Origin of the sequence: Curtobacterium sp. NPDC087082, assembly GCF_044745045.1 — a bacterium.
In the GTDB taxonomy this organism is placed as follows: domain Bacteria; phylum Actinomycetota; class Actinomycetes; order Actinomycetales; family Microbacteriaceae; genus Curtobacterium.
On the sequence record NZ_JBIUZN010000005.1, the window covers coordinates 48,643 to 73,382 of the forward strand.

20 protein-coding genes are annotated in these 24,740 nt (G+C 73.9%); 10 read left to right on the top strand and 10 right to left on the bottom strand.

Annotated features, from left to right (window positions below):
• Positions 1 to 3: 3 nt before the first annotated feature.
• Complete coding sequence (gene mtrA, locus ACIPEP_RS13745) at positions 4 to 678, bottom strand: MtrAB system response regulator MtrA (RefSeq protein WP_070418502.1); 675 nt, start codon at positions 676 to 678, stop codon at positions 4 to 6.
• A gap of 148 nt (positions 679 to 826) precedes the next feature.
• Between mtrA and ACIPEP_RS13750 the strand changes: the two genes are divergently transcribed.
• From ACIPEP_RS13750 to ACIPEP_RS13770, 5 genes are all read left to right on the top strand, one after another.
• Positions 827 to 2,269: a glycerophosphoryl diester phosphodiesterase membrane domain-containing protein gene (locus ACIPEP_RS13750; RefSeq protein ID WP_402717558.1), complete on the top strand. Its 1,443-nt coding sequence runs from the start codon at positions 827 to 829 to the stop codon at positions 2,267 to 2,269.
• A 271-nt stretch (positions 2,270 to 2,540) separates the two neighbouring features.
• Positions 2,541 to 2,903: a DUF4129 domain-containing protein gene (locus tag ACIPEP_RS13755; RefSeq protein ID WP_402717559.1), complete on the top strand. Its 363-nt coding sequence runs from the start codon at positions 2,541 to 2,543 to the stop codon at positions 2,901 to 2,903.
• Positions 2,900 to 4,138, top strand: coding sequence for a DUF4350 domain-containing protein (locus ACIPEP_RS13760; protein WP_402717560.1), 1,239 nt, complete (start codon positions 2,900 to 2,902; stop codon positions 4,136 to 4,138). Before ACIPEP_RS13755 ends, ACIPEP_RS13760 begins: the two co-directional genes overlap by 4 nt.
• Positions 4,135 to 5,130 (top strand): MoxR family ATPase, encoded by a 996-nt coding sequence (locus ACIPEP_RS13765; RefSeq protein WP_374930683.1) that lies wholly within the window; start codon positions 4,135 to 4,137, stop codon positions 5,128 to 5,130. The genes ACIPEP_RS13760 and ACIPEP_RS13765 overlap by 4 nt, the downstream gene beginning before the upstream one ends.
• The gene (locus ACIPEP_RS13770; protein ID WP_402717561.1) at positions 5,130 to 6,482 is read left to right on the top strand and encodes a DUF58 domain-containing protein; all 1,353 of its coding nucleotides are present in this window, start codon (positions 5,130 to 5,132) and stop codon (positions 6,480 to 6,482) included. Before ACIPEP_RS13765 ends, ACIPEP_RS13770 begins: the two co-directional genes overlap by 1 nt.
• Positions 6,483 to 6,489: 7 nt before the next feature.
• Here the strand turns inward: ACIPEP_RS13770 and ACIPEP_RS13775 are convergent, their stop codons facing one another.
• The gene (locus ACIPEP_RS13775) at positions 6,490 to 7,485 is read right to left on the bottom strand and encodes a stage II sporulation protein M (RefSeq protein WP_071294911.1); all 996 of its coding nucleotides are present in this window, start codon (positions 7,483 to 7,485) and stop codon (positions 6,490 to 6,492) included.
• 83 nt (positions 7,486 to 7,568) lie between these two features.
• Here ACIPEP_RS13775 and ACIPEP_RS13780 point away from each other — a divergent pair, with 83 nt between their 5' ends.
• Positions 7,569 to 8,438 carry an RDD family protein gene (locus ACIPEP_RS13780; RefSeq protein ID WP_402717562.1) on the top strand — a complete coding sequence of 290 codons (870 nt, stop codon included), beginning with the start codon at positions 7,569 to 7,571 and terminating at the stop codon, positions 8,436 to 8,438.
• A gap of 465 nt (positions 8,439 to 8,903) precedes the next feature.
• Here ACIPEP_RS13780 and ahcY read toward each other — a convergent pair whose 3' ends face one another.
• Both ahcY and ACIPEP_RS13790 read right to left on the bottom strand, forming a co-directional pair.
• Complete coding sequence (ahcY, locus tag ACIPEP_RS13785) at positions 8,904 to 10,382, bottom strand: adenosylhomocysteinase (RefSeq protein ID WP_402717563.1); 1,479 nt, start codon at positions 10,380 to 10,382, stop codon at positions 8,904 to 8,906.
• 103 nt (positions 10,383 to 10,485) lie between these two features.
• Positions 10,486 to 10,701 (bottom strand): DUF3499 family protein, encoded by a 216-nt coding sequence (locus ACIPEP_RS13790; RefSeq protein WP_070418494.1) that lies wholly within the window; start codon positions 10,699 to 10,701, stop codon positions 10,486 to 10,488.
• A 139-nt stretch (positions 10,702 to 10,840) separates the two neighbouring features.
• Between ACIPEP_RS13790 and ACIPEP_RS13795 the strand changes: the two genes are divergently transcribed.
• Positions 10,841 to 11,200: a metallopeptidase family protein gene (locus tag ACIPEP_RS13795; protein WP_402717564.1), complete on the top strand. Its 360-nt coding sequence runs from the start codon at positions 10,841 to 10,843 to the stop codon at positions 11,198 to 11,200.
• A gap of 16 nt (positions 11,201 to 11,216) precedes the next feature.
• On the opposite strand, the gene ACIPEP_RS13800 is transcribed toward ACIPEP_RS13795, so the two are convergent.
• The 5 genes from ACIPEP_RS13800 to manA form a co-directional block, all read right to left on the bottom strand.
• The gene (locus ACIPEP_RS13800) at positions 11,217 to 12,620 is read right to left on the bottom strand and encodes a DUF5719 family protein (RefSeq protein ID WP_070418492.1); all 1,404 of its coding nucleotides are present in this window, start codon (positions 12,618 to 12,620) and stop codon (positions 11,217 to 11,219) included.
• Positions 12,617 to 15,454: a glycosyltransferase gene (locus ACIPEP_RS13805; protein WP_402717565.1), complete on the bottom strand. Its 2,838-nt coding sequence runs from the start codon at positions 15,452 to 15,454 to the stop codon at positions 12,617 to 12,619. Before ACIPEP_RS13805 ends, ACIPEP_RS13800 begins: the two co-directional genes overlap by 4 nt.
• 133 nt (positions 15,455 to 15,587) lie before the next feature.
• Positions 15,588 to 15,920, bottom strand: a complete 333-nt coding sequence (locus ACIPEP_RS13810; RefSeq protein ID WP_083295294.1) for a WhiB family transcriptional regulator — start codon at positions 15,918 to 15,920, stop codon at positions 15,588 to 15,590.
• 202 nt (positions 15,921 to 16,122) lie between these two features.
• On the bottom strand, positions 16,123 to 17,085 hold the full coding sequence (galE, locus tag ACIPEP_RS13815; RefSeq protein WP_309779913.1) for a UDP-glucose 4-epimerase GalE: 963 nt from the start codon (positions 17,083 to 17,085) through the stop codon (positions 16,123 to 16,125).
• Positions 17,086 to 17,138: 53 nt separating this feature from the next.
• A complete protein-coding gene (gene manA / locus ACIPEP_RS13820; RefSeq protein WP_402717566.1) occupies positions 17,139 to 18,347 on the bottom strand; it encodes a mannose-6-phosphate isomerase, class I in 1,209 nt (402 codons plus the stop codon).
• Between the two features lie 51 nt (positions 18,348 to 18,398).
• On the opposite strand from manA, the gene ACIPEP_RS13825 reads away from it, so the two are divergent.
• Positions 18,399 to 19,778, top strand: coding sequence for an O-antigen ligase family protein (locus ACIPEP_RS13825; RefSeq protein ID WP_402717567.1), 1,380 nt, complete (start codon positions 18,399 to 18,401; stop codon positions 19,776 to 19,778).
• 37 nt (positions 19,779 to 19,815) lie between these two features.
• Here the strand turns inward: ACIPEP_RS13825 and ACIPEP_RS13830 are convergent, their stop codons facing one another.
• On the bottom strand, positions 19,816 to 21,207 hold the full coding sequence (locus ACIPEP_RS13830; RefSeq protein ID WP_402717568.1) for a hypothetical protein: 1,392 nt from the start codon (positions 21,205 to 21,207) through the stop codon (positions 19,816 to 19,818).
• Positions 21,208 to 21,382: 175 nt separating this feature from the next.
• Between ACIPEP_RS13830 and ACIPEP_RS13835 the strand changes: the two genes are divergently transcribed.
• Positions 21,383 to 22,669, top strand: a complete 1,287-nt coding sequence (locus ACIPEP_RS13835; RefSeq protein WP_139202026.1) for an O-antigen ligase family protein — start codon at positions 21,383 to 21,385, stop codon at positions 22,667 to 22,669.
• Between the two features lie 112 nt (positions 22,670 to 22,781).
• The gene (locus ACIPEP_RS13840; RefSeq protein ID WP_402717569.1) at positions 22,782 to 24,650 is read left to right on the top strand and encodes a hypothetical protein; all 1,869 of its coding nucleotides are present in this window, start codon (positions 22,782 to 22,784) and stop codon (positions 24,648 to 24,650) included.
• The last annotated feature ends 90 nt before the right edge of the window (positions 24,651 to 24,740 follow it).

Sequence of the window (24,740 nt, forward strand, 5' to 3'; positions counted from 1 at the left end):
TGCTCAGGCTCCTCCGGCCCGGTACCCGACGCCGCGCACCGTGGTGACGATCTTCGGGTTGTCGGGGTCGTGCTCGATCTTCGCGCGGAGGCGCTGCACGTGGACGTTCACCAGGCGGGTGTCCGCCTTGTAGTGGTAGCCCCAGACCTGTTCGAGCAGCATCTCGCGGGTGAACACCTGGTTCGGCTTCTCGGACAGCGCCCGCAGCAGGTCGAACTCGAGCGGGGTCAGCGCGATGACGGCGTCGCCCCGACGGACCTCGTGCCCGGCGACGTCGACGGTGAGGTCGCCGACGTGCAGTACCGTCGCATCGGCGGCCGTCGGGCGGAGCCGGGTGCGGATGCGGGCGACGAGCTCCTTCGGGTTGAAGGGCTTCACGACGTAGTCGTCGGCGCCGTTCTCGAGCCCGGCGACGACGTCGGACGTGTCGCCCTTGGCGGTGAGCATGATGATCGGCGTGCCGCTCTCGGCGCGGATGCGCTTGCAGACCTCGATGCCGTCGATGCCCGGGAGCATCACGTCGAGCAGCACCAGGTCGGGCTTCGTCCCGTGGAACGCGTCGATGGCGTCGTTGCCGTCGGCGCTGAACTCGGGTTCGTAGCCCTCGGAGCGGAGGACGATGCCGATCATCTCGGCGAGGGCCTGGTCGTCGTCGACGACGAGGATGCGCGGTGTCATGTGATGGGGACTCCGTGTGACGTGCAGCGGTACCCGGTCGGCACCTGACCACTCACGATAGCCGAGGCCCCGTGCGACGGCGTTTTCCGACAGGATGGGTGTCGACCGCGCCTTCCGCGTGCTCGGTCGGGACCACGAGGGGGCGGCGATGTCCGATTGGCAGGTACCGGGGGCGCCCGGCGGTCCGCAGGACGGTCGGGGGAACGGCCCAGGAGGCGCGGCGCGGCCCCCGGGGCAGCAGCCGTCCGCCCCGTGGCCGGGCCAGTCCGGTGGTCCGTCCGCCGGTGGACCGTACGGCAGCGGGCCGTCCGCCGGTGGGCCGGGTCGGCCGCCGGGGCCGCCGCCGGCCGGGTCGCGGCCGGTCATCCCGCTGCGACCGCTCGGGCTCGGTGACGTCCTGAGCGGCGCCTTCACCGTGTTCCGCCGCAACGCGCGGGTGCTCCTGCTCTGGAGCGTGCTCCTCAGCGGGGTCCTCGGGCTGCTCTCCACCATCGCGAGTGCGTTCGGCCAGCGTGCGATCCAGTCCCGTATGCTCTCGGCGGTCGACGGCGACGTGGACGGCCAGACGTCGATCCTCGCCGGATCGGTGACGCTCTGGCTGGTGCTGTCGATCGGGCTCCCGTTCCTGGCCTACCTCGGGCGCGGCTTCCTCGTCGCCCCGGTCGCCGCGGACACCGGACAACGCGTCCTCGGACGGCGCGCCACCTTCCGCGGGCTCTGGGCGCTCCTCGCCGGACGACGCTGGCCGGTGGTCGCCTGGATCCTCCTGCAGCTCGCAGCCGGTGCCGTCATCGGGATCGTCTTCGTGCTCGTGCTGGTCGGCGCCGCCGCCGGGCTCTCCGGCAGCGGGTCGGGCATCGGCGGCTTCCTGCTCACCTTCTTCGTGCTCGGCCTCGGTTTCACGGTCGTGCTCGTCTGGCTCGGGACGAAGTTCGCGTTCACCGTCCCGACCATCGCGCTCGAGGGACGCCCCGTCTTCCAGGCCGCGGCGCAGTCGTGGCGGCTCACCCGCGGAGCCTTCTGGCGCACCTTCGGCATCATCCTGCTCGTGCAGGTCATGTTCGCCTTCGCGGTGTCGATCGCCTCGGTCCCGCTCACGATCGGTGCGACGCTCGTCGGCGGCACGTTCGACCCGCTCGGGCAGACCGATGCGGGGTCGGGAGCCGGGGTCGGCGGGCTCGTGGCGATCGTCGTGGGGAGCCTGCTCGGGATCGCGGTGCAGTGCATCACCGACGTGCTGTCCGCGTCCGTCGTGACCTTCCTGGCGATCGACCGCCGCATCCGGACCGAGGCGCTCGACCAGCGGATCGCGTCGCACCTCGAGACCGGGCAGCCGGGTGACCCGTTCGCGCCGTCGCCGCGGGTGGACCGGCCGGCGTGGCCGGGGCAGGGGTGGCCGGGCGCCGGTCCGGGACCGCAGCAGCCGTGGCCGGGGCAGCCCTGGCCCGGGGCCGGTCCGGGTCCGCAGCAGCCGTGGCCTGGCCAGCCGTGGCCGGGGCAGCCGGGAGCGGGCGGCCAGCAGCCGGGCGGCCCGACGCCGCCGCAGTGGGGCGGCGAACCCGGACGGTACCCGCCGGACGGCCGCGCATGACGATCGACCCCGACGACGCACGACGGCTCCTCGAACGCGAGCTCGAGCGGTCGGAGTACGACGGTGCCCACGTGACGTGGTGGGACCGTGCCTCGCGTGCGGTCCTCGACTGGCTCGGCTCGCTCCGCGCGGACGGCCTCGGCTCCCCCGCGGTCGCGCACACGCTGCTCTGGACGGCCGTCGTCGTGCTCGTCGCTGTGGTCGTCCTCGTGGTCGTCGCCCGCGGACTCCCCCGGCGTCGCGCTCGGCTCGCGGACGGGCAGGTCGGCGGGTGTTCGACGACGACGACCTGCGTCCCGCCGGTGCCATCGCCGAGGACGCCCGAGCAGCCCTGCGCGCGGGTGACTGGTCCCGCGCCGTGCTCGACGGGTACCGTGCCCTCGCCCGTGGGCTCGGGGAGCGCGACCTCGTCCCCGACGTCCCCGGCGCCACCGCGCGTGCCATCGCCGGCCGGGCGACCGTGGTCTTCCCGGCCGAGGCCGCGCGGCTCGAGCGCGCCGCGGCCACCTTCGACGAGGTGCGGTACCTCGGCGCCGAGGCGACCGAGCGGACCGCCCGCGACGTCCTGGACACCGAGCACGCGGTCCGGACGGCACGCCCCGCACGGACGACGACCACGGCGGTCCCCGCGTGACCGCGACCGCCACCCCGTCCGCACCGTCGGGCGAGGCCTCGACCTCGCCGCGCCGTGCGGGCCGTGGGCTCCGCGTCGGCTTCTGGGTCGCCATCGTCCTGGTCGGCACCGTGCTCGCCGTGCTCACGGCCGTCGTCGGGCGGACCGGTCCCGGGCAGGCGCCGCTCGACCCGACCTCCGCGACGGCGAGCGGCGCGAAGGCACTCGTGCGGGTCCTCGAGCAGCAGGGCACCGACGTCCGGATCGTCGACCGCGCCGACCGGATCGGGGACGGCACCGTGTTCGTCGACGACGAGCAGGGCGTCCTCGACCGAGGCGTCGCCCGGCGGATCGCTCGGCAGGCGGACCACGTCGTCCTCGTGTCGACGACCCCCGCGACGCTCGAGGCGTTCGGGCTCGACGTCGAGCCGGTCACGCAGGTCGGCGCGGACGACACCGTGTCCACCGCCTCGTGCGCGATCCCGGCCGCTGCCGGGGCCGAGCGTGTCACCCTCGGCGGCACCGGGTACGCCGTGCCGGACGGCGGCCGGGCCCCCAGCGGCACCGACCTCTGCGCACCGTCCGGCTCGGGCGGCGACCGGGCCTACGGCCTCGTCCGGACGGCGACCCCGGCCGGTGACGTCACGCTCGTCGGGACCACGGCGGCGTTCCGGAACGACACGATCACCACCGCCGGCAACGCCGCCCTCGCCCTCGGTCTGCTCGGCGACGACGCGACGCTCAGCTGGTACACGCCGACCCCCGGCACGTCGGACGCGGCCCCGACCCTCGGGTCGCTCGCACCGCCGTGGGTGCCGAGCGCACTCGTGCTGCTCGGACTCGTCGCCGTCGCCGCCGCGTTCTGGCGCGGCCGCCGGCTCGGCCCGCTCGTGGTCGAGCGGATGCCGGTCGTCGTCCGTGTCGCCGAGACCACCGAGGGCCGTGCCCGGCTCGCCGCACGCACCGGCGACCGGACCCACGCGCTCGACACGCTCCGGATCGCGGCCCTCCGCCGCACGGCACGCCGGCTCGGCCTCCCCCGGTCGGCCCACGTCGACGAGGTCGTCCGGGCCGCGGCACGCGCCACCGGGATCCCCGACCGGCGCGTCGGGGCGGTCCTCGTGGGCGGCCCGGCCACCGACGACCGGGCCCTCACCGCCGGGGCAGCGGCGCTCGACGACCTCGAGCGTGCCGTCCTCGCCGCGACCACCGGCGCCCAGCTGACCGACCGAGACCACCGAGGAGCACGACCGTGACCGATCCGTCCACCACCCAGACCCCGCAGGCGACCCCCGCTGGTGATCCGTTGCGCGACGTGTTCGGACGGCTGCGCGCCGAGGTCGGCAAGGCCGTCGTCGGGCAGGAGGGCGCCGTCTCCGGGATGATCGTCGGCATCCTCGCGCAGGGGCACGTCCTGCTCGAGGGCGTCCCCGGCGTGGCGAAGACCCTGCTGGTCCGGAGCCTCGCCGCCGCGATGTCGCTCGACACGAAGCGGATCCAGTTCACGCCGGACCTGATGCCGGGCGACGTCACCGGCTCGCTCGTGTACGACGCCTCGACGGGCACCTTCCCGTTCCGCGAGGGACCGGTGTTCACGAACGTGCTCCTCGCCGACGAGGTGAACCGGACGCCGCCGAAGACCCAGTCCGCACTCCTCGAGGCCATGGAGGAACGCCAGGTCAGCGTCGACGGCGACGCCCGGGTGCTGCCCGACCCCTTCTTCGTCGCGGCGACGATGAACCCGATCGAGTTCGAGGGCACGTACACGCTCCCGGAGGCCCAGCTCGACCGCTTCCTCATGAAGCTGACGCTCGACGTCCCGCCGCGGGACGTCGAGTGGCAGGTGCTCCGTCGGCACGCGGACGGCTTCGTGCCGCGGGACGTCCGGTCGGCCGGGATCGCGCCGGTCCTCGGGGTCGACGAGGTCCTCGCCGCACAGCGCGCGGTCCGCGGGGTCGGGGCGCGGGACGACGTCCTCGCCTACATCGTCGACCTCGCCCGCGCCACCCGGCAGGCGCCGTCCGTCCGGGTCGGGGTCAGCCCTCGCGGTGCGACCGCCCTGCTCGCCGCCGCGAAGGCCTGGGCCTGGCTCACCGGGTACGACGCGATCACGCCGGACCACGTCCAGGCCATGCTCCTGCCGGTGTGGCGGCACCGGCTGCGGGTCGCCGCCGACGCCGAGCTCGAGGGCGTCGGTGCCGACGGGGTGCTGCAGCAGGTGCTCGAGCAGGTCCGGGTGCCGATCTAGTGGCGATCTCCGGCCGGTTCGTCGCGCTCCTCGCCGTCGCGATCGTGCCCACCGTGTTGCTCGGCACGGGATGGGCGGGTGCGGCCTGGGCGGGCGTGGTCGTGCTGGCGGCCCTGCTCGACGTGCTGCTCGCCGCCGACCTCACCGCCGTGCGCGTCGAGCGGCGGATGCCCCGGCTCGCCCGCCGGGACACCACCGCCGAAGGGACACTCGTGCTCGCCAACGACGGCCGCCGGACGCTCCGCGGTGTGGTGCGCGACATGTGGGAGCCGTCCGCCGGGCAGACCCCGCGCCGCATCGACCTGCAGGTGCCCGCCGGGGAGCGACGGACCGCGCGCATGCGGTTCGCCCCGTTCCGTCGCGGCCGCCGGGCCTCCGCCGGCGTCGCCGTGCGTGCGTTCGGGCCGCTCGGGCTCGCCGCACGCCAACGCGTCCTCGTGGCGCCCGCCGAGCTGGTCGTCACGCCACCGTTCCGGTCGCGTCGGCACCTGCCCTCGCGGCTCGCGCGGCTGCGGGAACTCGACGGCGAGACCACCCTCCAACTGCGGGGCCACGGCACCGAGTTCGACTCGCTGCGGGACTACGTGCGCGGCGACGACGTCCGGTCGATCGACTGGCGTGCGACCGCCCGCCGCCAGGACCTCGTGGTGCGCACCTGGCGTCCGGAGCGGGACCGTCGGGTGATCGTGGTCGTCGACGCCGGGCGTGCCGGTGCCGGACGGGTCGACGACGAACCGCGGCTCGACACGTTCATCGAGTCCGCGCTGCTCCTCGGCGCACTCGCGGCGGCCGCGGGCGACCGGGTGGACCTCGCCGTGCTGGACGACGCCGTCCGGGGTCGCGTGCACGGTGCCACGCGCACCGACGTCGTGCAGCGGTTCGGGGAGACGCTCGCGCTCGCGGAACCCGGGATCGCGGCCACCGACTGGTCGGCGGTGCCCGGGCTCGTCGACTCGATCACCACCTCCAGGGCCCTCGTGGTGCTCGTGTCGAGCCTCGACTCGGTCGGCGCGTCGGGTGACCTGCTCGCCGTGCTCCCCCGCCTGACGCGGCGGCACGCGGTCGTCGTCACCAGCGTGACGGACCCGGCCGTCGAGCGGATGGCGAGCGGGGCGGTGGACCCGGCGGTCTCGGGACCGGGGCGGCGGGGCGGACGTGCGCCGTCCCTCCAGGGCTGTGCCGAGCGCGACGTGTACCGACGCGCTGCCGCCGAACGCACGCTCCTCGATGCCGACGGCGTGGCGGACGTGGCGCGCCGTGCCGGGGCCGAGGTCGTCCGGGCCGCACCCGAGCAGGTGCCGCCCCTCGTCGCGGACGCGTACATCCGCGCGAAGGCGACCGGACGGCTCTAGGCGTCGGTCAGTCGGCGACGAGGGCGGACGTGCCGCGCTCGAACTCCTCGAGGTCGCCGCGCTGCCCCGCGCGGTACGCGCGACCGCCGAGGACCCACTGGTACCAGAGCACGGCCGCGAGGGCGACGGTGCCGATCCCGATCTTGACGGGCCACGGCCAGTCCTGCCGGGTCACCGTGCCCTCGACGAGACCGGACAGCAGGAGCGTCAGGGCGAGGCCGACCGCGATCGTGATGAGGGCTCGGCCGTCCTCGGCGAGGGCCTGCCCGCGGGTGCGGGCCCCGGGGGCGACCCACGACCAGAAGATCATCAGGCCCGCGGCCGCCGCGAGGAAGATCGAGTACAGCTCGAGCTGCCCGTGCGGGGCGATGTAGAGGAAGAAGTCGCCGAGGCGGCCCTGGTCGTGCAGGATGGCCGCCGAGACACCGAGGCTCATCGCGTTCTGGCCGATCGAGAACGGCACGAAGAGACCGGTGATCCCGAAGGCGACCATGGTGGCGGCGATGTACGCGTTGTTCGTCCACACCTGTGCCGTGAAGGCACCGAGGCCGTGGTCGGAGTAGTAGGCCTGGAAGTCCCGGGTCGCGTACTGCCGGAGTGCTTCGGGGGTGCCGAACGTGTCGACGGCACCCGGGGTGGTCGTGATCCAGACCGCCGTGATCGCGGCGATCGCCGCCGTGGCGGCTGCCACCCAGATCGCGACCCAGCGGATCCGGTACAGGGCGGCGGGGAGCTGCAGGACGAAGAAGGACGTCAGCGCCGCGAGCGGGTCGACGGGCGTGCCGGTGAACCGGAGTCGGGCGCGGAACAGTGTCAGCGAGAGCCGGTCGCCGACCGCGGTGCGCGGGGCGGCGCCGCGGATGCGCGCGAGGTCGGTCGCTGCCGCCTGGTAGCCGGAGACGAGGCGGTCGACGTCGGCACCGGAGGCGTGGCGGGTGCGGGCGAGCCGGTCGAGTTCCTGCCACCGGTCGCGGTGCACCTCGGTGTAGGCGTCCAGGTCCACAGCGTCTCCCCCCCCGCTCGTTCCGGTGTTCGCGCGTCCGTGCCGTCCGGGCGGCGGGCGTGCGTCTCCGACAGAATGATCCCATGCCGAAGACCCGCGTGCCGCGTGACCTCGCCGACGGTCGGTTCGTCGTCGCGCTCGACGACACCCGCGACGAGCTCGTCGTCGGTGAGGCCGTCGCACTCGACGTGCAGCCCGCCGGCATCGCGTTGCGGCTCGCGGCGGCGCTCCTCGACGGTGTCTGCCTGCTCGCGCTGTACGTGATGCTCATGATCGGCCTGTCGCGGGTCTGGCCGAGCGACCTCGACGAGGCCTGGGCAGCGGCGCTCAGCATCGGCGTGCTCGTCGTCGTGCTCGTGCTCGTCCCGGCGGCGCTCGAGACCGTCACCCGGGGCAAGAGCGTCGGCCGGTACGCGACCGGCACCCGGGTCGTCCGGCTCGACGGCGGGGCGATCGGGTTCCGGCACGCGTTCACCCGTGCCCTCGTCGGGCTGTTCGAGCTGTGGATGACGTTCGGCTCCGTTGCGCTGCTCGTCGCGCTGTTCGGATCCCGCCCGCGGCGACTCGGGGACCTGCTCGCCGGGACGTTCGTGCAGCACGAGCGGGCGGCGAAGCAGCGGTCCCCCGAGGTGCTCATGCCCGCGGAGCTCGTGGCCTGGGCCGGGGTCGCGGACGTGTCGGCGCTGCCGCAGCGGCTCGAGAACCGGCTCGGGGCGTTCTTCCGCGGTGCTGCCGACCTCCGCCCCGAGCTCCGGGAGGCGGCGGCACGGTCCCTCGCGGCAGCGGTCGCCGAGTACGCGCACCCGGTGCCGGCGGTCCACCCCGAGGTGTTCCTCGCCGGGGTGGTCGTGCTGCGGCGGGAGCGGGACCTGCGCGCGTTGCGGGGTCGGGCGGCGGTGCTCGACCGGGCGTCGGCGGTGGCGACGGCGCGGCCGCCGGGGTTCCCGCGCTGACGCGCTGCGCCGCGGCGCCGCGGCGGCGGGCGCCGCGGCGGCGTGGCTCGCGTTCGCCTTTCGAACCACGTTTCCGACGTCGAACCAGCGCGGCTGCCTGGTTCGTTGTCGGAAACGTGGTTCGTCGCCGCCGAGCCCGCGCCGCGGGCGCCCCGCGCGCGGGCCGCGGGCCGCGAGCCGCGGGCCGCGCTCGGTCGTGCCGGGTGCCGACCGGCACAGCCGGCAGCCGGCGGGCGGCAGCCGGCGGCTGCCGGCGCACAACCAAAAGCACACGGAGCCACGCGGATGCGTGGTTCCGGGCGACTTTGGTTGTGCGGTGCGGCAGCGCGACCGCCGCGGTGCGGCAGCGCGCGGCGGCAGCGCGGTGCGGCAGCGCGCCCGCCGCGCGGCGGCAGCGCGCGGCGGCAGCGCGCCCCGGCAGCGCGCCCCGCGCCGCGGCGCGCGCCCGCGCCGCGCCGCGCCGCGTCAGTACCGGTAGTGCTCGGGCTTGTAAGGGCCCTCGACCGGGACCCCGATGTACGCCGCCTGCTCCGGCCGGAGCTCGGTCAGCGCGACCCCGAGCGCATCGAGGTGCAGCCGCGCCACCTTCTCGTCGAGGTGCTTCGGCAGCACGTACACCCCCGTCGGGTACTCGGCGCGGCGGGTGTGCAGCTCGATCTGGGCGAGCACCTGGTTCGTGAAGGAGTTGCTCATCACGAAGGACGGGTGCCCCGTGGCGTTGCCGAGGTTCATGAGCCGCCCCTCGGAGAGCACGAGGATCGACCGGCCCGTGGGCAGACGCCACTCGTGCACCTGCGGCTTGATCTCGACCTTCTCGACCCCCTGCAGGGACTCGAGGCCCGCCATGTCGATCTCGTTGTCGAAGTGCCCCACGTTCGCGACGATCGCGAGGTGCTTCAGTGCCAGCATCTCGTCGACACCGACGACGCCGAGGTTGCCCGTGCACGTGACGACCATGTCGACCTGGTCGGCGACGTCCGCGAGGCGCGCCACCTGGTACCCGTCCATCGCGGCCTGGAGCGCGCAGATCGGGTCGACCTCGGACACGATCACGCGGGCGCCCTGCCCGCGGAGCGCCTCGGCCGCACCCTTGCCGACGTCGCCGTAACCCACGACGAACGCGACCTTGCCGCCGATCAGCACGTCGGTCGCCCGGTTGAGCCCGTCGGGCAGCGAGTGCCGGATGCCGTACTTGTTGTCGAACTTCGACTTCGTGACGGAGTCGTTGACGTTGATCGCCGGGAACTTCAGCTCGCCGGTGCGCGACAGCTCGTAGAGGCGGTGCACGCCGGTGGTGGTCTCCTCGGTCACGCCCTCGATGTCGGCCGCGATGCGGGTCCAGCGGTCCGACGACTCCTGCAGTGAGGCGGCGACGGTGTCGAGGACGATCTTCCACTCGGTGCTCGCATCAGCCCCGGCATCGGGCACACGGCCGGCGGCTTCGGCATCGGCGCCGGTGTGCACGAGCATCGTGGCGTCGCCGCCGTCGTCGAGGATGAGGTTCGGGCCGATCCAGTCGGCGCCGGCGGCTGCGGCCTCGGCCGACCAGTCGAAGATCCGGCTGGTGCACCACCAGTACTCCTCGAGCGTCTCGCCCTTCCACGCGAACACGGGGACGCCGGCCGGCGACCCAGGCGTGCCGGTCGGGCCGACGGCGATGGCCGCGGCGGCTTCGTCCTGCGTGGAGAAGATGTTGCAGCTCGCCCACCGGACCTGCGCACCGAGCGCGACGAGCGTCTCGATGAGGACGGCCGTCTGCACCGTCATGTGCAGCGAGCCCGCGATGCGCGCGCCGGCGAGCGGCTGCGACGCGCCGAACTCCTCGCGCAGGGACATGAGCCCCGGCATCTCGTTCTCGGCGAGGCGGATCTGGTGGCGCCCCGCCTCGGCGAGGGCGAGGTCGGCGACGCGGAACGGTGCTGCAGTACGGGCTTCGGTGGGCATGCGGCCCAGTCTTCCACGCCGGGAGGCGCGGGTCGTCAGCCGACGTCGGTGCCGTGAGCCGCGCCTCCAGGGATCCCCCTGTGGAGGACCGGACCCGACCGCGTCAGTCCGCGTCGCGACGGAGCGGCTCGCGCCGCACCACCTGCCACCCGCGCGGGACGCGCAGCTGCGCCGCGTGGCGGGCGCAGAGGTCGTAGCCGTGGGGTTCGACGCGGGTGGAGAGGGGGCCGACGACGACCATGGAGTCCCCGTAGTCGTACGTCAGGGTCGCCGAGGCGCTCGCGCCACAGGCGACCTTGCTGCAGATCCTCACGTCCATACCGCCACCGACCCTATCGGAGCAGGGCGGCACCGCCCGCGCCGCGTACGATGTGGGGATGCGTCGCAGGACTCGTCTCGTCACACCCGTCGACCGGGGCCGCGGTCGGTCCCGGCACGGACGCGGCGGACGGTCCAGCGTGACCGGTCCGGACCTCGCGCCGATCATCACCCGCGCCGAGACGTTCGACCGCATCGTCGGCGACACCGCGCACTACCTGCTCGGGCTCTGGCCGGCCGAGCTCGAGGGCGTCGTGTTCCAGGTCGCGGACATGCCGACGGACTCGACCCTGCCGGACCACATGCCCCGGTGGCGGGTGGACCGCGAGCAGCGCCGCGTGACCGTGTTCCGCGTCCCGGTGGAGCGGGTCACCCGGAGTCCCGAGAAGGACGACGCCGACAAGCGCATCATCATCGAGACCGCCGTGTTCCGCGCCGTGGGCGAGCTGATCGACAAGGACCCGTGGGACCTGGCGCCGGACCGCTACCGCCACTGGTGACGCAGCGCGCCACGGCTCAGGGGTAGACCCGGACCGGCGTCGAGACCTCGGTCGCGGCCCGCACCGGGAACCCGGCGATGCCGTCGTCGCCCATGTAGGTCACCCCGGCGACGAGCCCCTCGGTCCCCTGCAGCTCGAGCTGCTTCGCGACCGGGACGACCACGGTGCGCACACCACCGGCGACGACCTGCACGTCCTGCGTCTCGTCGCCGGAGCGGATCGTGACGTCGGCGTCGGAGCGCGTCGGGTTGACGAGCGTGAGGCGCTGGTTCTCACCGGGCGCGACCGCCGTGATGGTGGACTCGCCGAGCGGGTCGGCGGAGGCGAACCACCCGACGTCCGTGCGTCCGTCGTAGGTGGGCGTGGTCGTGCGGGCGCCGGCGACGAGCGGCTCGGTCGACGTGACGGTGAAGGCGTAGCGACCGTCCGGGAAGTCGTCGAGCGTGACGTCGGTGACGACACCGGGCTCGGCGGTGGCGTTCACGGTGGACCCGCCCCCGTCGGCGGTGGTGATGCCGAGGGTCACGCGGGCCGCCTTCGTGCCGGGCACGAACAGCCGGACGATCGGCGCGGCGTCGGCCGTGTCGTCGCCGCGCTGGGCCTCTTGGGCACCGTCGAGGACCACACCCGGGATGATCTGCGACGTCGACGGCGCCGCACCGCCGGAGATGATGTCGAACCCACCGGGGGTGAGGGTGCGGACGATGGACTCCTGCATGTGGGCGACGATCTGGCCGCCGGAGGACTCGACGTGCACGACGGTCGAGCCCTGGTCGGAGACGAACCCGGACAGCGGGACGACCTTCTGGGTGTTCGGCGCGACGACGATGCCGGTCGTGCCGGGAGCGCTGACCGTGCCCGAACCGTCGTAGATCGACAGGTCGACGGTCGCGTTCACGTCGGTCGGGTTCGACAGCGTGACGAGGCTCGTGCGGCCGGTCTCGGTGGACCCGCCGACCAGCCAGGTGGACTGGCTCGGGTCGTCGCACGACGCGGCACCGACGCCGACGACGTCTCCGCTCGCGACGCTCTGGTAGCTGCTGCCGGCGACCTGCGGGGTGGTGTCCCCCGCCGGAGCGGTCAGGAGGCGCGGCTTGCTCCCGCCGGTCGCGGAGTCGTCGAGGCCGGAGCGCTCGACGCTCGACCCGGTGGTCGCGGTGGCGACGGTGGCCGAGCCGACGGTGCTCGCCTTCGTCGCGTCGTTGCCGGCGTCGTCGGAGAGCCGGAGCGCGTTGCCGGCGCAGACGCGCTCGGCGTCGGCCGGGACGGGTGTCACCGTCTTGCCCGCGGGACGACCCGGGTCGGTGTCGGTGCCGAGGGCGTGCGCCGCGGTGACGGCTCCGGCGGCGACCACGACGGCGATCGCGGTCGCCGTGCCGCGGACGACCCAGCGGCGGACGGAGGCGGGGGTACGGCTCATTCGTCGCGCTCCTCGTCGAAGGTGGTGGCGGGTTCCTCGGCCTCGATGACGTTCGAGGTGGCACGGCGTCGACGGGGCGCGGTGGGCACCGCCAGCAGCGCCGCGGCGCCGAACACGACCCCGAGGACCACGAGGTAGAGCACGTGCGTCGCCTGTGCCCCGGCCGACCCGGTGGACGGGCGGTCGACGTCGCCCTCGTAGTGGAACAGCTGGCCGCTCGTCGTCTCACCGATGCTCGTGAACAGCGCGTTCTGGCCGATCGCCCCGGCTGCACGGTCGTGGACCTCCTGCGCGGAGGAACCGTCGGGGGCGTCGTCGAGCAGGACGAAGCTCACGCCGAGCTGCCGCAGTGCGGGCTCGGGGTCGTACCCGCTCCGGCTCGCCAGGTTGCCGGCGAGGGTCGCGAGCTGCGCACCGGAACGGCTGAGCGTGAGCGCCGTCGAGTCGAGGGTGGTCTGGTCGTCGAGCGTCGAACCCTGACCGCGTTCGAGCGACACCGCGAGCGAGCCGTCGTCCTGCGGGTCGACGACGAGCGTGCCGACGTCGGGGTTGGCCTGCGCCTCGGCGTTCACGTAGGCGCTGAGCACCCGGCCGGAGGTCGGCTGGATCACCGCGTTGCCGAGGTAGAACGCCCCGAACGCCGGTGCCACGGTGACGGCGGCGACCACGGCCGTCACGAGTCCCGCGACCGGGGCGATCCGCGGCAGCACGTCGATCCCGATGCAGGCGGCGGCGACGATGCCGAACCAGTACACGCTCAGCCCGCTGCCCGGCCAGATGATCGTGGTCGTGGACCCGACCCCGGTGACGGTGACGTGGGTGGCGGCGAACGCGGTGGCGAAGCCGGCCAGCGCGATGAGGAGCGTGGCTCCCGCGACGGCCCAGCGGTGGCCGAGCATCGCGCCGATGGCGGCGACGGCAACCGGGAGCGCGAGCACCGCCATGAGGACCGGCAGGATCCAGGCGGCGAGCGCGAGCCCGGACGTGGTGGGCAGCCAGCCGCTCCAGTCCGGCACCGGCTGGCCGATGGCGAGCTGGAAGGCCGAGGGTGCGCGGGTGGCCGAGGGCACGCCCGGGTCCGCGAAGACGGCGAGCACGTTGCCGCGGGCGACCTGCGCGAGCACGAGCGGCAGGAAGAGCACGGCTGCCGGCACCGGGATGAACACCCGACGGTGCGCACGACGCCACCCGACGGCGAGCGACACGAGCCAGCCGAGCAGCAGCACCGGCAGCAGCGACGGCGCCGAGGCCGCGATGACGGCGAAGAGCAGGGACGCACCCGAGGCCCAGGCCCACGAGCGGTGCGCCTCGAGCACGGCGAGGAACAGCCAGGGCAGGAGGACGTGCGCGATCACGGCGCCGAGGTGCCCGCTCGTGACGGCACCGACGAGCGTCGGGGCGATCGTGTACAGCGCCGCGCCGATCACCGGGACCCAGGTGCGGGTCGTCAGCTTCCGCACCGCGAACCAGGCGCCGAGTGCGGCGAGCGGGAACGCGACGAGCATCACGAGCACGACCGAGGTCGACGGCGACCAGAACGTGATCGAGCCGAGCACGGCGACGACCGCGGCGAACGGGTCGCTCGGCCCCGTGAACCCGGTGCCGATCGAGTGCCAGCCGTAGCCGACGTTCTGCCACAGCCGGGCGACGTCGGTGCTCAGCGGCAGGAGCCCGCCACCGGTCAACGCCGGGGAGCCGAGCAACGGGTACAGGGTCACGACGCTCAGGACCGCCGCGGCGAGGACGACCCAGATGCCGCCGTCGCCGAGGAACGACGCCCGGGCGATCGGTGCGTCCTCGACCCGGGCGAGCTCGACGTCGCGCGACGTGGTCCGCCGCTCGTGCACCCGGCGCCAGCTGACGCGGAGCGGCTCGACCGCCGCCCACCCGAGCTTCTTGCCGCGTGCGAGGACCCGGCGCGAGCGTCCGGTCCCGCCGCCGAAGGCGACCGAGAACGCCGCGGCGAGCTCGGCCCCGACCGCGGCCGGGTGCTTGGCGACGAGGTGCCCGATCGCGCGGCCGATCGCGAACGGCACGAGCGTGAGCCAGTGGATCCAGAGGACCCCGGCGGACGCGTAGGTCATCCGGCGGTGCAGCTGCGCCTGCCGGTGCATCCGGACGCGCCGCCCCTCGGAGACCCGCTTGCGCCCGAACTCCTCGATGGGTCCGGCGCTCGTCACGCGGGCCTCGGGGACGACGGCGACCCGGTGTCCGGCGAGGCGCACGCGCACGCAGAAGTCGAGCGCGGCGTCCACGTTCGGCAGGGCGGGGTCGAAGCCGCCGAGTTCGTTCCACACCGAGCGTCGGACGAGCATCCCGCCGGCGGCGACCGCCATCACGTCGGTGTTCCGGTCGTGCTGGCCCTGGTCGAGCTCGTCCTGCACGAGGACGATCGACCGACCGAAGCGGGTCATGCTCTCGCCGAACGCCCGGAGCCGCGACGGGTCGTCGACGTCGACGAGCTTCGGCCCCGCGACGACCACGCTCGGCGCGATCTCGACCGCGGACAGGAGGTCGGCGAGGGCGGTGGGCGCCGGCGCGTTGTCGTGGCCGAGCAGCCAGAGCCACTCGTCGACGGGTTCGTCCGCGACCGCGGGCGGGGCCTCGCGTTCGCCGCGGGCGACCGCCTCGCCGAAGGGGCGACCGGCGGGCAGGCGCAGGAGTTCGGCGGAGCCGCCGAACGACAGGTCGGTGGTCGAGCCGTCGGTCGACCCGAGGTCGACGACGACGAGGTTCTCGGGGTGACGGGTCTGGGCGGCGAGCGCGTCCAGGGTCCGGTCGAGGTGGTCCGCCCCGTTGGCGGCGACGAGGATCGCGGTGACTCTGGGCTGCATGACGGGCGTCACTCTACGGTCTGGAGGCGCGGCTCGGCCTGCGGACGGCGGCGCGCCGTGAACCTGTGGGAGCCATCAACGACCGGTGCGCGTCGGACGCGCACCGTGCCTCCTGGACCGGCCAGGTGCGCGCTCAGGCGCGCTTTCGCAGCTTGCGGCGCTCGCGCTCGGACAGGCCGCCCCAGATGCCGAAGCGCTCGTCGTTCTCGAGCGCGTACTCGAGGCACTGCGCCCGGACCTCGCACGAGGTGCAGATCTTCTTGGCCTCGCGCGTCGAGCCGCCCTTCTCGGGGAAGAACGCCTCGGGGTCGGTCTGCGCGCAGAGCGAGTCCACCTGCCAGGCGAGCGGGTTCTCCTCGTCGTCGGTCTCCGGACGCCGGACACCCGGGACGCCGAGCGACACGGGGTCGACGTGCCAGTCCTCCGGTACTCCGGCGTGGAAGTCGGAACCGTTCACCCTGATCACCCCTGACGTCTCGATAACGGGACCACAACGATCGCTGTCGTTGCCTGTAATTACAGCGGTGTCATTCGCGAGAGTCAAGTCGCGGATCATAGAAGGCACTGACGGTTCCGGCGTGTCATGTCCCCCGTACGGGCGTGTCGCGGCCGGTCTGTCGGGGTTTCGGGGGACAACTGACGCCCCCTCAGCCGGCCGCGACGGCCCGTCAGCCGATGCGGCGCCGGGCTTCCCAGGCGCTCGTGACCATCTCGTCGAGCGTGTGGCGCATCGCCCAGTCGAGGTCACGCGCAGCCGCTTCGCCCGTCGCGACGATCCGCGCGGGGTCACCGGCGCGTCGCGGCGCGATCTCGGGCTCGAACGCGATGCCGGTGCCCTTCGCCATGGCGTCCATGATCTGCCGGACGCTGACCCCGTCGCCGCTGCCGAGGTTGTACGCGCGCTCGAGGGTCTGGCCCGCCTCGAGCTTCTGCGCGGCGACCGCGTGCGAGTGCGCGAGGTCGGCGACGTGGATGTAGTCCCGCACGCAGGTGCCGTCGGGCGTGGCGTAGTCGTCGCCGTTGATCCGCGGCGTGCGACCGGCGAGCAGGGCGTCGAAGACGAGCGGGAAGAGGTTGTGCGGGCTGGCGTCGTACAGGTCCGGCTCCCCCGACCCGACGACGTTGAAGTAGCGCAGCGACGTCGTGGTGAAGCCCGCGGCGACCTCCATGTCGCGCAGCAGCCACTCGCCGATGAGCTTCGACTCGCCGTAGGGCGACTCGGGCGCCTTCGGGGTGTCCTCGACCACGGTGTCGACGTCCGGCGTGCCGTAGACGGCGGCGCTCGACGAGAACACCGCCTTGGTGACGCCGTTCTCCGCCATCGCCCGGAGGAGCGTCGCCATGCCGGTGACGTTTTGCTCGTAGGTGTGCAGCGGTCGCTCGACCGACACCCCCGCGTACTTGAAGCCCGCGACGTGCACCACACCGGTGACGGCGTGCTCGCGCAGCGTCCGGGCCACCAGCGCACCGTCGAGGATCGTGCCCTCGACGAACGGCACGTCCTCGGGCACGAACGCCCGGAAGCCGCTCGAGAGGTCGTCGAACGCGACGGTGTCGATGCCCGCCGCACGCAGTGCTCGGACGACGTGGGACCCGATGTACCCGGCGCCGCCGGTGACCAGCCAACTCATGCTGGCCACGCTAGCGGAACCGGCGCGGCGTCAGACCGCCACGCGCTGCGGGTTCACGCACCCGTCGCGATGAAGACCGTGGACGCCAGGCCGCTGCCGTTGTCGGCCTCGACCGTGACGTCGCCCTCGTCGGGGGTGATGTAGCAGGACTCCCCCTGGCGCAGCAGCGTCGCGGACTGCGCGCCGACGAGCGTCACCGCGCCCGCGGTGCAGATCGCGATGGAGGGGCCGTGCAGCGGCGCGACCCCGCCGGAGGCCAGGCCGACCGGGCGTCCGTCCCCCGTGACGCGGAGCAGCGCGAACCCGACGCCGTCCGGCGCGAAGCGCTCGACGCCGGCGGCGACCGGCTCGGGGGTCAGGACGGGTGCCGGGTACGCGGTGAAGTCGAGGACGTGCAGCAGCTCCGGGACGTCGACGTGCTTCGGCGTGAGCCCGCCGCGCAGGACGTTGTCGGAGGGGGCCATGAGCTCGATGCCGAGCCCGTCGAGGTAGGCGTGGATGTTGCCGGCGGGCAGGTACATCGCCTCACCCGCGGCGAGCGTCACGCGGTGCATGAGCAGGGACACCACGATGCCGGGGTCGCCCGGGTAGCTCGTGCCGAGGTCGCGCACGGTCGCGGTGTTCGGGGTGACGGCGTCGTCGGGGAGCGCGGCGGCGAGGTCGCTCACGGCCTGCACGACGGCCTGCGCCGAGGAGTCTCCGGTCTCGAGCCACCGCACCGTGTCCTCGAGCCCGTGCTGCAGGTGCACGACCAGGGGGCCGAGCCGACCGGAGCCGGCGTCGAGCGTCTCGACGTCGGCGAGCGTCTCGGCCACCGGGCGGAAGCCGCTCAGCGCCTCGAAGCGCTCGCTGAGCGCCACGACGAGCTCGGGCTTCGGGAACGGGTCCTTGTAGTTGCGGGCCGGGTCGTCGATCGGGACACCCGCCGCTTCCTCACGCTCGAACCCCTCGCGCGCCTGCTCGGGTGTCGGGTGCGCCTGCAGCGAGAGCGGGGCGGCGGCCGCGAGGACCTTCAGCAGGAACGGGAGCCCCGTGCGGTCCGGTCCGAGGGCGTCCCGGGGCTCCGCGGTGATCCAGTCGAGCAGCGTGTCCGCGCCGCCGACCATCGCCGGGTTCACGACGACGCTCGGGCTGCCCGGGTGCGCGCCGAGCCAGAGTTCGGCCTGCGGTGCGCCGGTGACGGTCCGGCCGAGGAGCTCGGGGATGGCCGTGACGGATCCCCAGGCGTAGTCGCGGGGCGTGTTCGTGATGCCGAGGAACATGCGCACGAGCCTATCGGCGGTCGACGTGCGCTCCCCGGGTACCCTGGCGTCGTGACGAACACCTGGCCGTTGGCGCGCGGATCCGTGCCCGAGCGCGAGGCGTTCGCATTCGGCGCGACGATCCTGTTCGTGCTCTTCGCCGGCGACGCCGTGCCGAACACGCTCACGTGGGTCGGGGCGGGACTGCTCTGGGCGGCCGCCGGGGTCTGGGCCACGACGATCATCGTCCGGGCCCGCCCGCCGCTCACCCGGACACCGCGTGCGCTCTGGCTCTTCCTCGCCTGGTGCCTGGTGTCCGTCGTGTGGTCGCACTGGCGGTTCGCGACGATCTCGAGCCTCGCGGTCCAGGTCATCTGCGCGGGCGCGGCCTTCGCGATCGCCTCGACCCTCACGTGGCGGCGGATCACCGATGCGCTGAGCCTCGCGCTGCGCTGGGTCCTGATGGGGTCGCTGCTCTTCGAGGCCTTCGTCGCGGTCGTCCTCCGGCACCCGATCGCACCGGCGTGGACGGACTACGGCGACCGGAAGATCCCGGACGCCTTCTACTTCTCACGCGCCGAGCTCTTCACCGGCGGGCGCATCCAGGGCCTCCCCGGCAACGCGAACCTGCTCGCGATGGTCGCGCTCCTCGCCGTGATCGCCGTCGCGGTCCAGTACGCCGACGGGCGACTCCGGCGCAACCGCGCGATCGGCTGGACCGTCGTGGCTCTCGTCGTCCTCGCACTCACCCGCTCCTCGACCGTGCTGGCCGCCGGGCTCGTCGTCCTCGTCGCGCTCGCCGTCGCGCTCTGGATCCGCCGGGTCCCGACCGAACGACGGACCCCGCGCTACCTCGCCGTCGCCGTCGGGGCCGTGGTCGTCGCCGTGCTCGGGTTCCTCGCCCGCGGCCAGGTGTCCGAGCTGCTCGGCAAGGGTTCGGACGCCACCGGCCGCGGCGTGATCTGGGAGCGGGTCATCGGGCTCATCCAGGAGCACACCGTCGTCGGCTGGGGGTGGATCGGCTACTGGTGGCCGGGCATCCCGACCCTCGCGGACCTCGCGCACCGCAAGGGCGTGACCTACCTGCAGGCGCACGACGCCTACCTCGACGTGTGGATGCAGACCGGTGTCGTCGGACTGGCGGTCTTCGTGGTCTACGTGGTCACGACCCTCAGCCGGTCGTGGGCCTCGGCCACCCGGATCGGCTACGACGCGTCGCTCTCCCCCCGTCCGTTCGACCCGGTGTCGCTGCTGCCGCTGCTCGTCGTCGTGGCGCTGCTCGTGCAGTCGGTCGCCGAGTCACGACTGCTCTACCAGGGCAACTGGGTCCTGTTCGCCCTCATCGCGATCAAGACCCGGATCGTGCTCGTCGGCGAGGAGCCCGTGTCCGCCGGTGACGGTCCCCGCACGCCCCCGGCCCGCCGCGAGTTCCGGACGCCCGCGCGCCGCTGACCAGAGCCCGCCCCGGCCCCCGACACCGGTCCCGTCGTCACGGCCGCTCGACCAGGCGGTCGCACGGCACCGCGGCCCGCCACGGCGCGGTCCGGAGCACGACGGACGGCAGCGTCGGGTCGGCGCGACAGGCCTCGGCGGCCGCGGGGACCTGCGCGGACCAGACCGGGCCGGCGCTCCGCCGGGTCGTCCCCGGAGCGGCGCTCCAGACGGCGGCGACGACCACCGCGGCGACCACGCACCACGCGAGCACGACCGCGACCAGCCGGCCCGCGGCCGCCGACCGGCCGACTGCCGGACCGGATCGACCCGCACCGGGCCGACCCGCGCCTCCTGGCACTCCCACCGCCTCGATGACCACGGACGCCGCCACCACCGCTCCCGACACGAGCAGCAGCCCGGACGCTGCCGCGTACCGCTGCGGCCCCGCCGCCAGCGCGGCCGGCCCGAGTGCCACCCAGTCCTGCACCGCCGAGCCGTTCGCCACCAGCGCTGCCCACCACACCACGAGGGAGCCCCCGGCGAGGGCGACCACGACCCACCGCGCACGCCCCCGGCCGAGCACCACGGCCGTCACGAGCACGACCACCAGCAGCACGGTCGGCAGGACGACCACGCCCCACCCGTGCGCGTGCACCGTCTCCGCCACCACACCGACCCGACGGTCCCACGCTCCCCCGAGCGGCTGCAGCAGGTACCCGGCGAGCGAGTCGGAGGCGCGCGGCTCGCCCGGGCGGGACGTTCGCGGGTCCGTGAGCGCCGTCGCGACCTGCACCCCACTGCCCAGCACCGCCGCCAGGGTGCCCGGCAGCGGGCGGAGGTCCACCCGTCCGGTCGCCGTGCGTCGCAGCGGCAGCCAGGCGACCAGCAGGAGCGGGAGGAACAGCGTCGCCTGGACCTCGCTGAGCACGCCGAGGGCCGTGACCACGGCGAGCGCCACCGCTCCCCACCACGTCCGGGGACGGTGCGTGAACAGCCACGGCACCAGGACGAGCACGTACCAGTGCAGGTTCGCCGCGGTGCCGCTGATCTCGACGGGGGCGAGCGGCAGGACGACGGGGACCGCGGCGAGCAGGACCCGGAGCGGCCACGGCCGGACGACGTCGCCGGAGAGCAGGAACACGAGCGCGCAGACGACCCCGACGACCAGGCAGGCCAGGCCCGACACCGCGACCGCGTACCGCTCGACGGGCAGGAGCCAGGCGAGGTCGACGACGATGCGCGGGACGAGGTGGCGGTACCCGGCGTAGGGCTCCAGGACGGCGCCGGGGCCGAGTGCGAGCCGCTCGCGGAGGAACACCCCGCCGTCCTCGGCCCACACCGTCCCGCGGGTAACCGGGCCGAGCCGCCACCAGGCAACGGCCGTGGCGGACCCACCGACGACCGCAGCGACCGTCGGTGCGCCGTACAGCCGCCACCCGCGCGCCATGGTGCGGCGATCGTACCGCCGACATCGCGGATCGTGGATATCCGCGCGGGGGTGCACCCGTCGTGTCGCGGTCGTCCGGGGCACGCCGATCGAGGCCGCCGCCGGGCACGACGCCGGGGCGTCCACCTGCCGACGAGGCCGGATGGGCCAAGATGGTGAGGTGACGGACGGCCGGGTGACCAGACGCGTGCTCGCGCGACGGTACCTGTCGGCGTGGATCGGGTTCTCCGCGGGCGGCCGGTTCAGCCAGGCACTCGCGACCGTGATCGTGCTCTTCGCGTTCGCGCAGCCCACGGTGACCGCGCTCGTCGGTCGTGCCGGTGTGTGGGCCGTGCTCGTCACGCTGTTCGTCCTCGCCGGCCTGAGCCTGCTCGGGCAGCGGTACCGGATCGAGTGGCACGGGGTGCTCCCCCTCTCGCTCCTGGCGTTCGTCGGGTACTGCGCGTTGAGCGTCCTCTGGAGCGAGTACTCGTGGGTGGCGCTCCGGGGGCTGGTCGGCACCGTCTGCTTCATCGGGCTCGGGCTCTACCTCGCGCTCGGCCGCGACCTGGTGCAGGTCATCCGGGCGTCCGGCGACGCCTTCCGGATCCTGCTGGTGGTCGCGCTCGGCCTCGAGGTCCTGTCCGGCCTCGTCCTCGACACCCCGATCCCGGCGTTCGGCATCCAGGGCAACATCGCGTACGGCGGCCCGATCCAGGGCATCGGCGGGACCCGCAACTTCATGGGGTTCATCGCCGCGATGGCGCTGGTGACGTTCGTGGTGGAGTTCCTCACCCGCTCGGTGACGATGTGGCGTGCGATCGGCTCGACCACCCTCGCCGTCATCGCCCTCATGCTCGTGCAGTCCCCCATCACCGGGCTCGCGATGATCGCCCTGGCCGTGACCGCCCTCGCGCTGTGGTCGCTCCGGCACGCCCGACCGACGACCCGACCGGTGGTGAACGGCGTGCTCGGCGGGGCGGTCCTGCTCATGATCGGCCTCGGCATCGTCGCCCGGCACCGGGTCCTCGCCGAGATCGGTGCGGCCGGGGGCACGGCGACCCGGGTGGACCTCTGGGCGCAGATCCGCGTGTTCGTGAGTCAGTTCCCGATCCAGGGCTGGGGTTGGGTCGGCACGTGGCCGCACGAGGCCGTGGTGCCCTACGTGACGTTCATCGACCCGGCCGGGCAGCGGTTCACGTCCGGCCTCAACGCGTTCGTCGACGCGTGGCTGCAGATCGGGCTCGCCGGCACGATCATCCTCGCGGTGACGGCGCTGCTCGCGTTCGCGCGGGCGTGGGTCACGGCGACGACGTTCCCGGGGGTCGCCTACGTGTGGCCGGCGGCGGTGCTGGTGCTGCTGGGCGTCACGAGTGCGGCGGAGAGCTACCTGCTGCACGGGGCCGGGCTGATGGTGTTCGTCGCCGTGCTCGTGATCGCCGCGCGGCGGCGGTCGTGGCGGCGGCACCTGCCGCGCGGCTGAGCGACTGTGTCGGAGTGCACAGGTGTGCTCCGCGATCCCCTGTCCGTTGCATCGTGCACCTAGACTGCCGGAGACCGTCAGGGGGCGGTCCACGAACCTGGGGAAGAACCACATGCGCCTGCACCGACGCCTCGCACTCGCCCTGACCACCGCGCTCGTCGCCACCGCCGTCGCCGTCGTCGCACCGGTCTCGACCGCGCAGGCCGCGGCGCCGACGACCGGCCGGTACACGCCGATCGACACGACCCGCGTCTGGTCGGGCGCCCTGACGACGTCGCCGAAGGTGGTGAAGGTCGCCGGGAACGCGGGGGTCCCCGCGAACGCCACGGCCGTCGTCGTCAACGTCGAGGTCGCCAAGCCCACCGCGGCCGGCTACGTCCGCGTCACCCCCGCGGGCAAGGACGCCACCGTCGCGACCCAGGACTTCGCCGCCGGGCAGACGATCGCGAACCTCGTCACCGTGCGGCTCGTGAACGGCTCGATCCAGGCGAAGCTCTCGAAGGGCACGGCGAGCGGGTACTTCGACGTCGCCGGGTACTACGCCGACGGCTCCGGTGCCACCTACACCCCGCTCGACGCCGCGCGGGTGTTCGGCGCCACGGTGGGCACCACGCCGACACAGGTGCCCCTCGCCGGCCGCGCCGGGATCCCCGCCGACGCGACCGCCGTCGCCGTGAACGTGCAGGTCAGCAACCCGACGGTCGCCGGGTACGTCCGCGTCACCACGGCCGGGCAGGACCCCTCCGTCGTGACGCAGCTCTACTCGGCTGGTCAGGCGCTGTCGAACCTCGCGATCGTGAAGCTCTCCGACGACGGTGCCGCCCAGGTGAAGCTCTCGAAGGGCTCGGGCACGGTCTACATGGACGTCGCCGGCTACTACTCGAACTCGTCCACCGGCTCGGTGTTCGTCCCGATCGACACCACCCGTGCGTTCGCCGGTTCGGTGTCCGCCACCGCGGGGACCATCCGACTGTCCGGCGTCGCGGGCGTCCCCGGGACCGCCACGGCCGTCGTCGCGAACGCCGAGACGACGAAGCCCACCGCGGCCGCGTACCTCCGCGTCACGCCCGCGGGCCAGGACCCCCAGGTCGCGACGCAGGTGTTCGACGCCGGCACCTCGGTCGCGAACCTCGTCGTCGCGAAGGTCACCGGGTCGAGCGTCGACCGCCGGGTGCAGGCGAAGGTGTCGAAGGGCTCCGCACAGCTGCACCTCGACGTCGCGGGGTACTTCCTCGACGGGTCGAGCGGCTCGGGCTTCGGGGCCGACGTCTCGTGGCCGCAGGGCGGGTCTTCGTCGAACTACCCGTCGAACCAGGCGTTCGGCGTCGTCGGCGTGAACGGCTCGCTGCCGAACCAGACCAACGAGTCCCTCGCCCCGCAGCTGGCGTGGGCCGCGGGGTCGGCCGGCGGCACGTCGCAGCCGAAGGCGCAGCTCTACGCCCTCGCCGCGAACCCCGGCAAGGCCGCCTCGGTCTGGCCGTCGTCGAACTCCTACCCGGCCGGGACCAAGGTCGTCAACCCGTACGGGACGTGCGCGCCGAATGCCTACACGGCCGCATGCTCCTACATGTACGGGTACGCACGCGCCTATGACGACGTGTACTCCCGCGGCGTCTCCTCGCCGACCTCGTACCGCTGGTGGATCGACGTCGAGACGGGCCTCTCGTGGCTCGGGGCCACCGACGCGAAGGACTACCAGACGCAGAACCGCGCCGACATCGAGGGCATGGTCGCCGCGCTCAAGGCCGCAGGCGTCTCGACGATCGGCATCTACTCGACGGGGTACCAGTTCGGGCAGATCGTGGGGACCGTCCCGTCGACCTCGACGCTCCGCGGGCTGCCGAGCTGGATCGCGGTGGGCAACGACGGCGTCGCGGCGGCGCAGAAGGCGTGCTCGGCCGGCGGCCTCACCGCGGGCAGCCAGGTGCGGATGGCCCAGTACGTCGTGGGGAACCAGGACTACAACGTGAGCTGCGTCTGAGACGCATCCCCTTCACGGACGGGAGGCGGGGGGGCCCCCGGCCCCCCCCCCCCCCCCGGTGGGGGGGGGGGGGGCTGGCGGGATGTCGAT

Excerpts from the sequence above, each read along its gene's own strand:
- mtrA (WP_070418502.1), bottom strand. The coding sequence starts at position 678 with ATGACACCGCGCATCCTCGTCGTCGACGACGACCAGGCCCTCGCCGAG.
- ACIPEP_RS13750 (WP_402717558.1), top strand. The coding sequence starts at position 827 with ATGTCCGATTGGCAGGTACCGGGGGCGCCCGGCGGTCCGCAGGACGGT.
- ACIPEP_RS13780 (WP_402717562.1), top strand. The coding sequence starts at position 7,569 with ATGCCGAAGACCCGCGTGCCGCGTGACCTCGCCGACGGTCGGTTCGTC.
- ahcY (WP_402717563.1), bottom strand. The coding sequence starts at position 10,382 with ATGCCCACCGAAGCCCGTACTGCAGCACCGTTCCGCGTCGCCGACCTC.
- ACIPEP_RS13790 (WP_070418494.1), bottom strand. The coding sequence starts at position 10,701 with ATGGACGTGAGGATCTGCAGCAAGGTCGCCTGTGGCGCGAGCGCCTCG.
- ACIPEP_RS13800 (WP_070418492.1), bottom strand. The coding sequence starts at position 12,620 with ATGAGCCGTACCCCCGCCTCCGTCCGCCGCTGGGTCGTCCGCGGCACG.
- ACIPEP_RS13805 (WP_402717565.1), bottom strand. The coding sequence starts at position 15,454 with ATGCAGCCCAGAGTCACCGCGATCCTCGTCGCCGCCAACGGGGCGGAC.
- galE (WP_309779913.1), bottom strand. The coding sequence starts at position 17,085 with ATGAGTTGGCTGGTCACCGGCGGCGCCGGGTACATCGGGTCCCACGTC.
- manA (WP_402717566.1), bottom strand. The coding sequence starts at position 18,347 with ATGTTCCTCGGCATCACGAACACGCCCCGCGACTACGCCTGGGGATCC.
- ACIPEP_RS13830 (WP_402717568.1), bottom strand. The coding sequence starts at position 21,207 with ATGGCGCGCGGGTGGCGGCTGTACGGCGCACCGACGGTCGCTGCGGTC.
- ACIPEP_RS13840 (WP_402717569.1), top strand. The coding sequence starts at position 22,782 with ATGCGCCTGCACCGACGCCTCGCACTCGCCCTGACCACCGCGCTCGTC.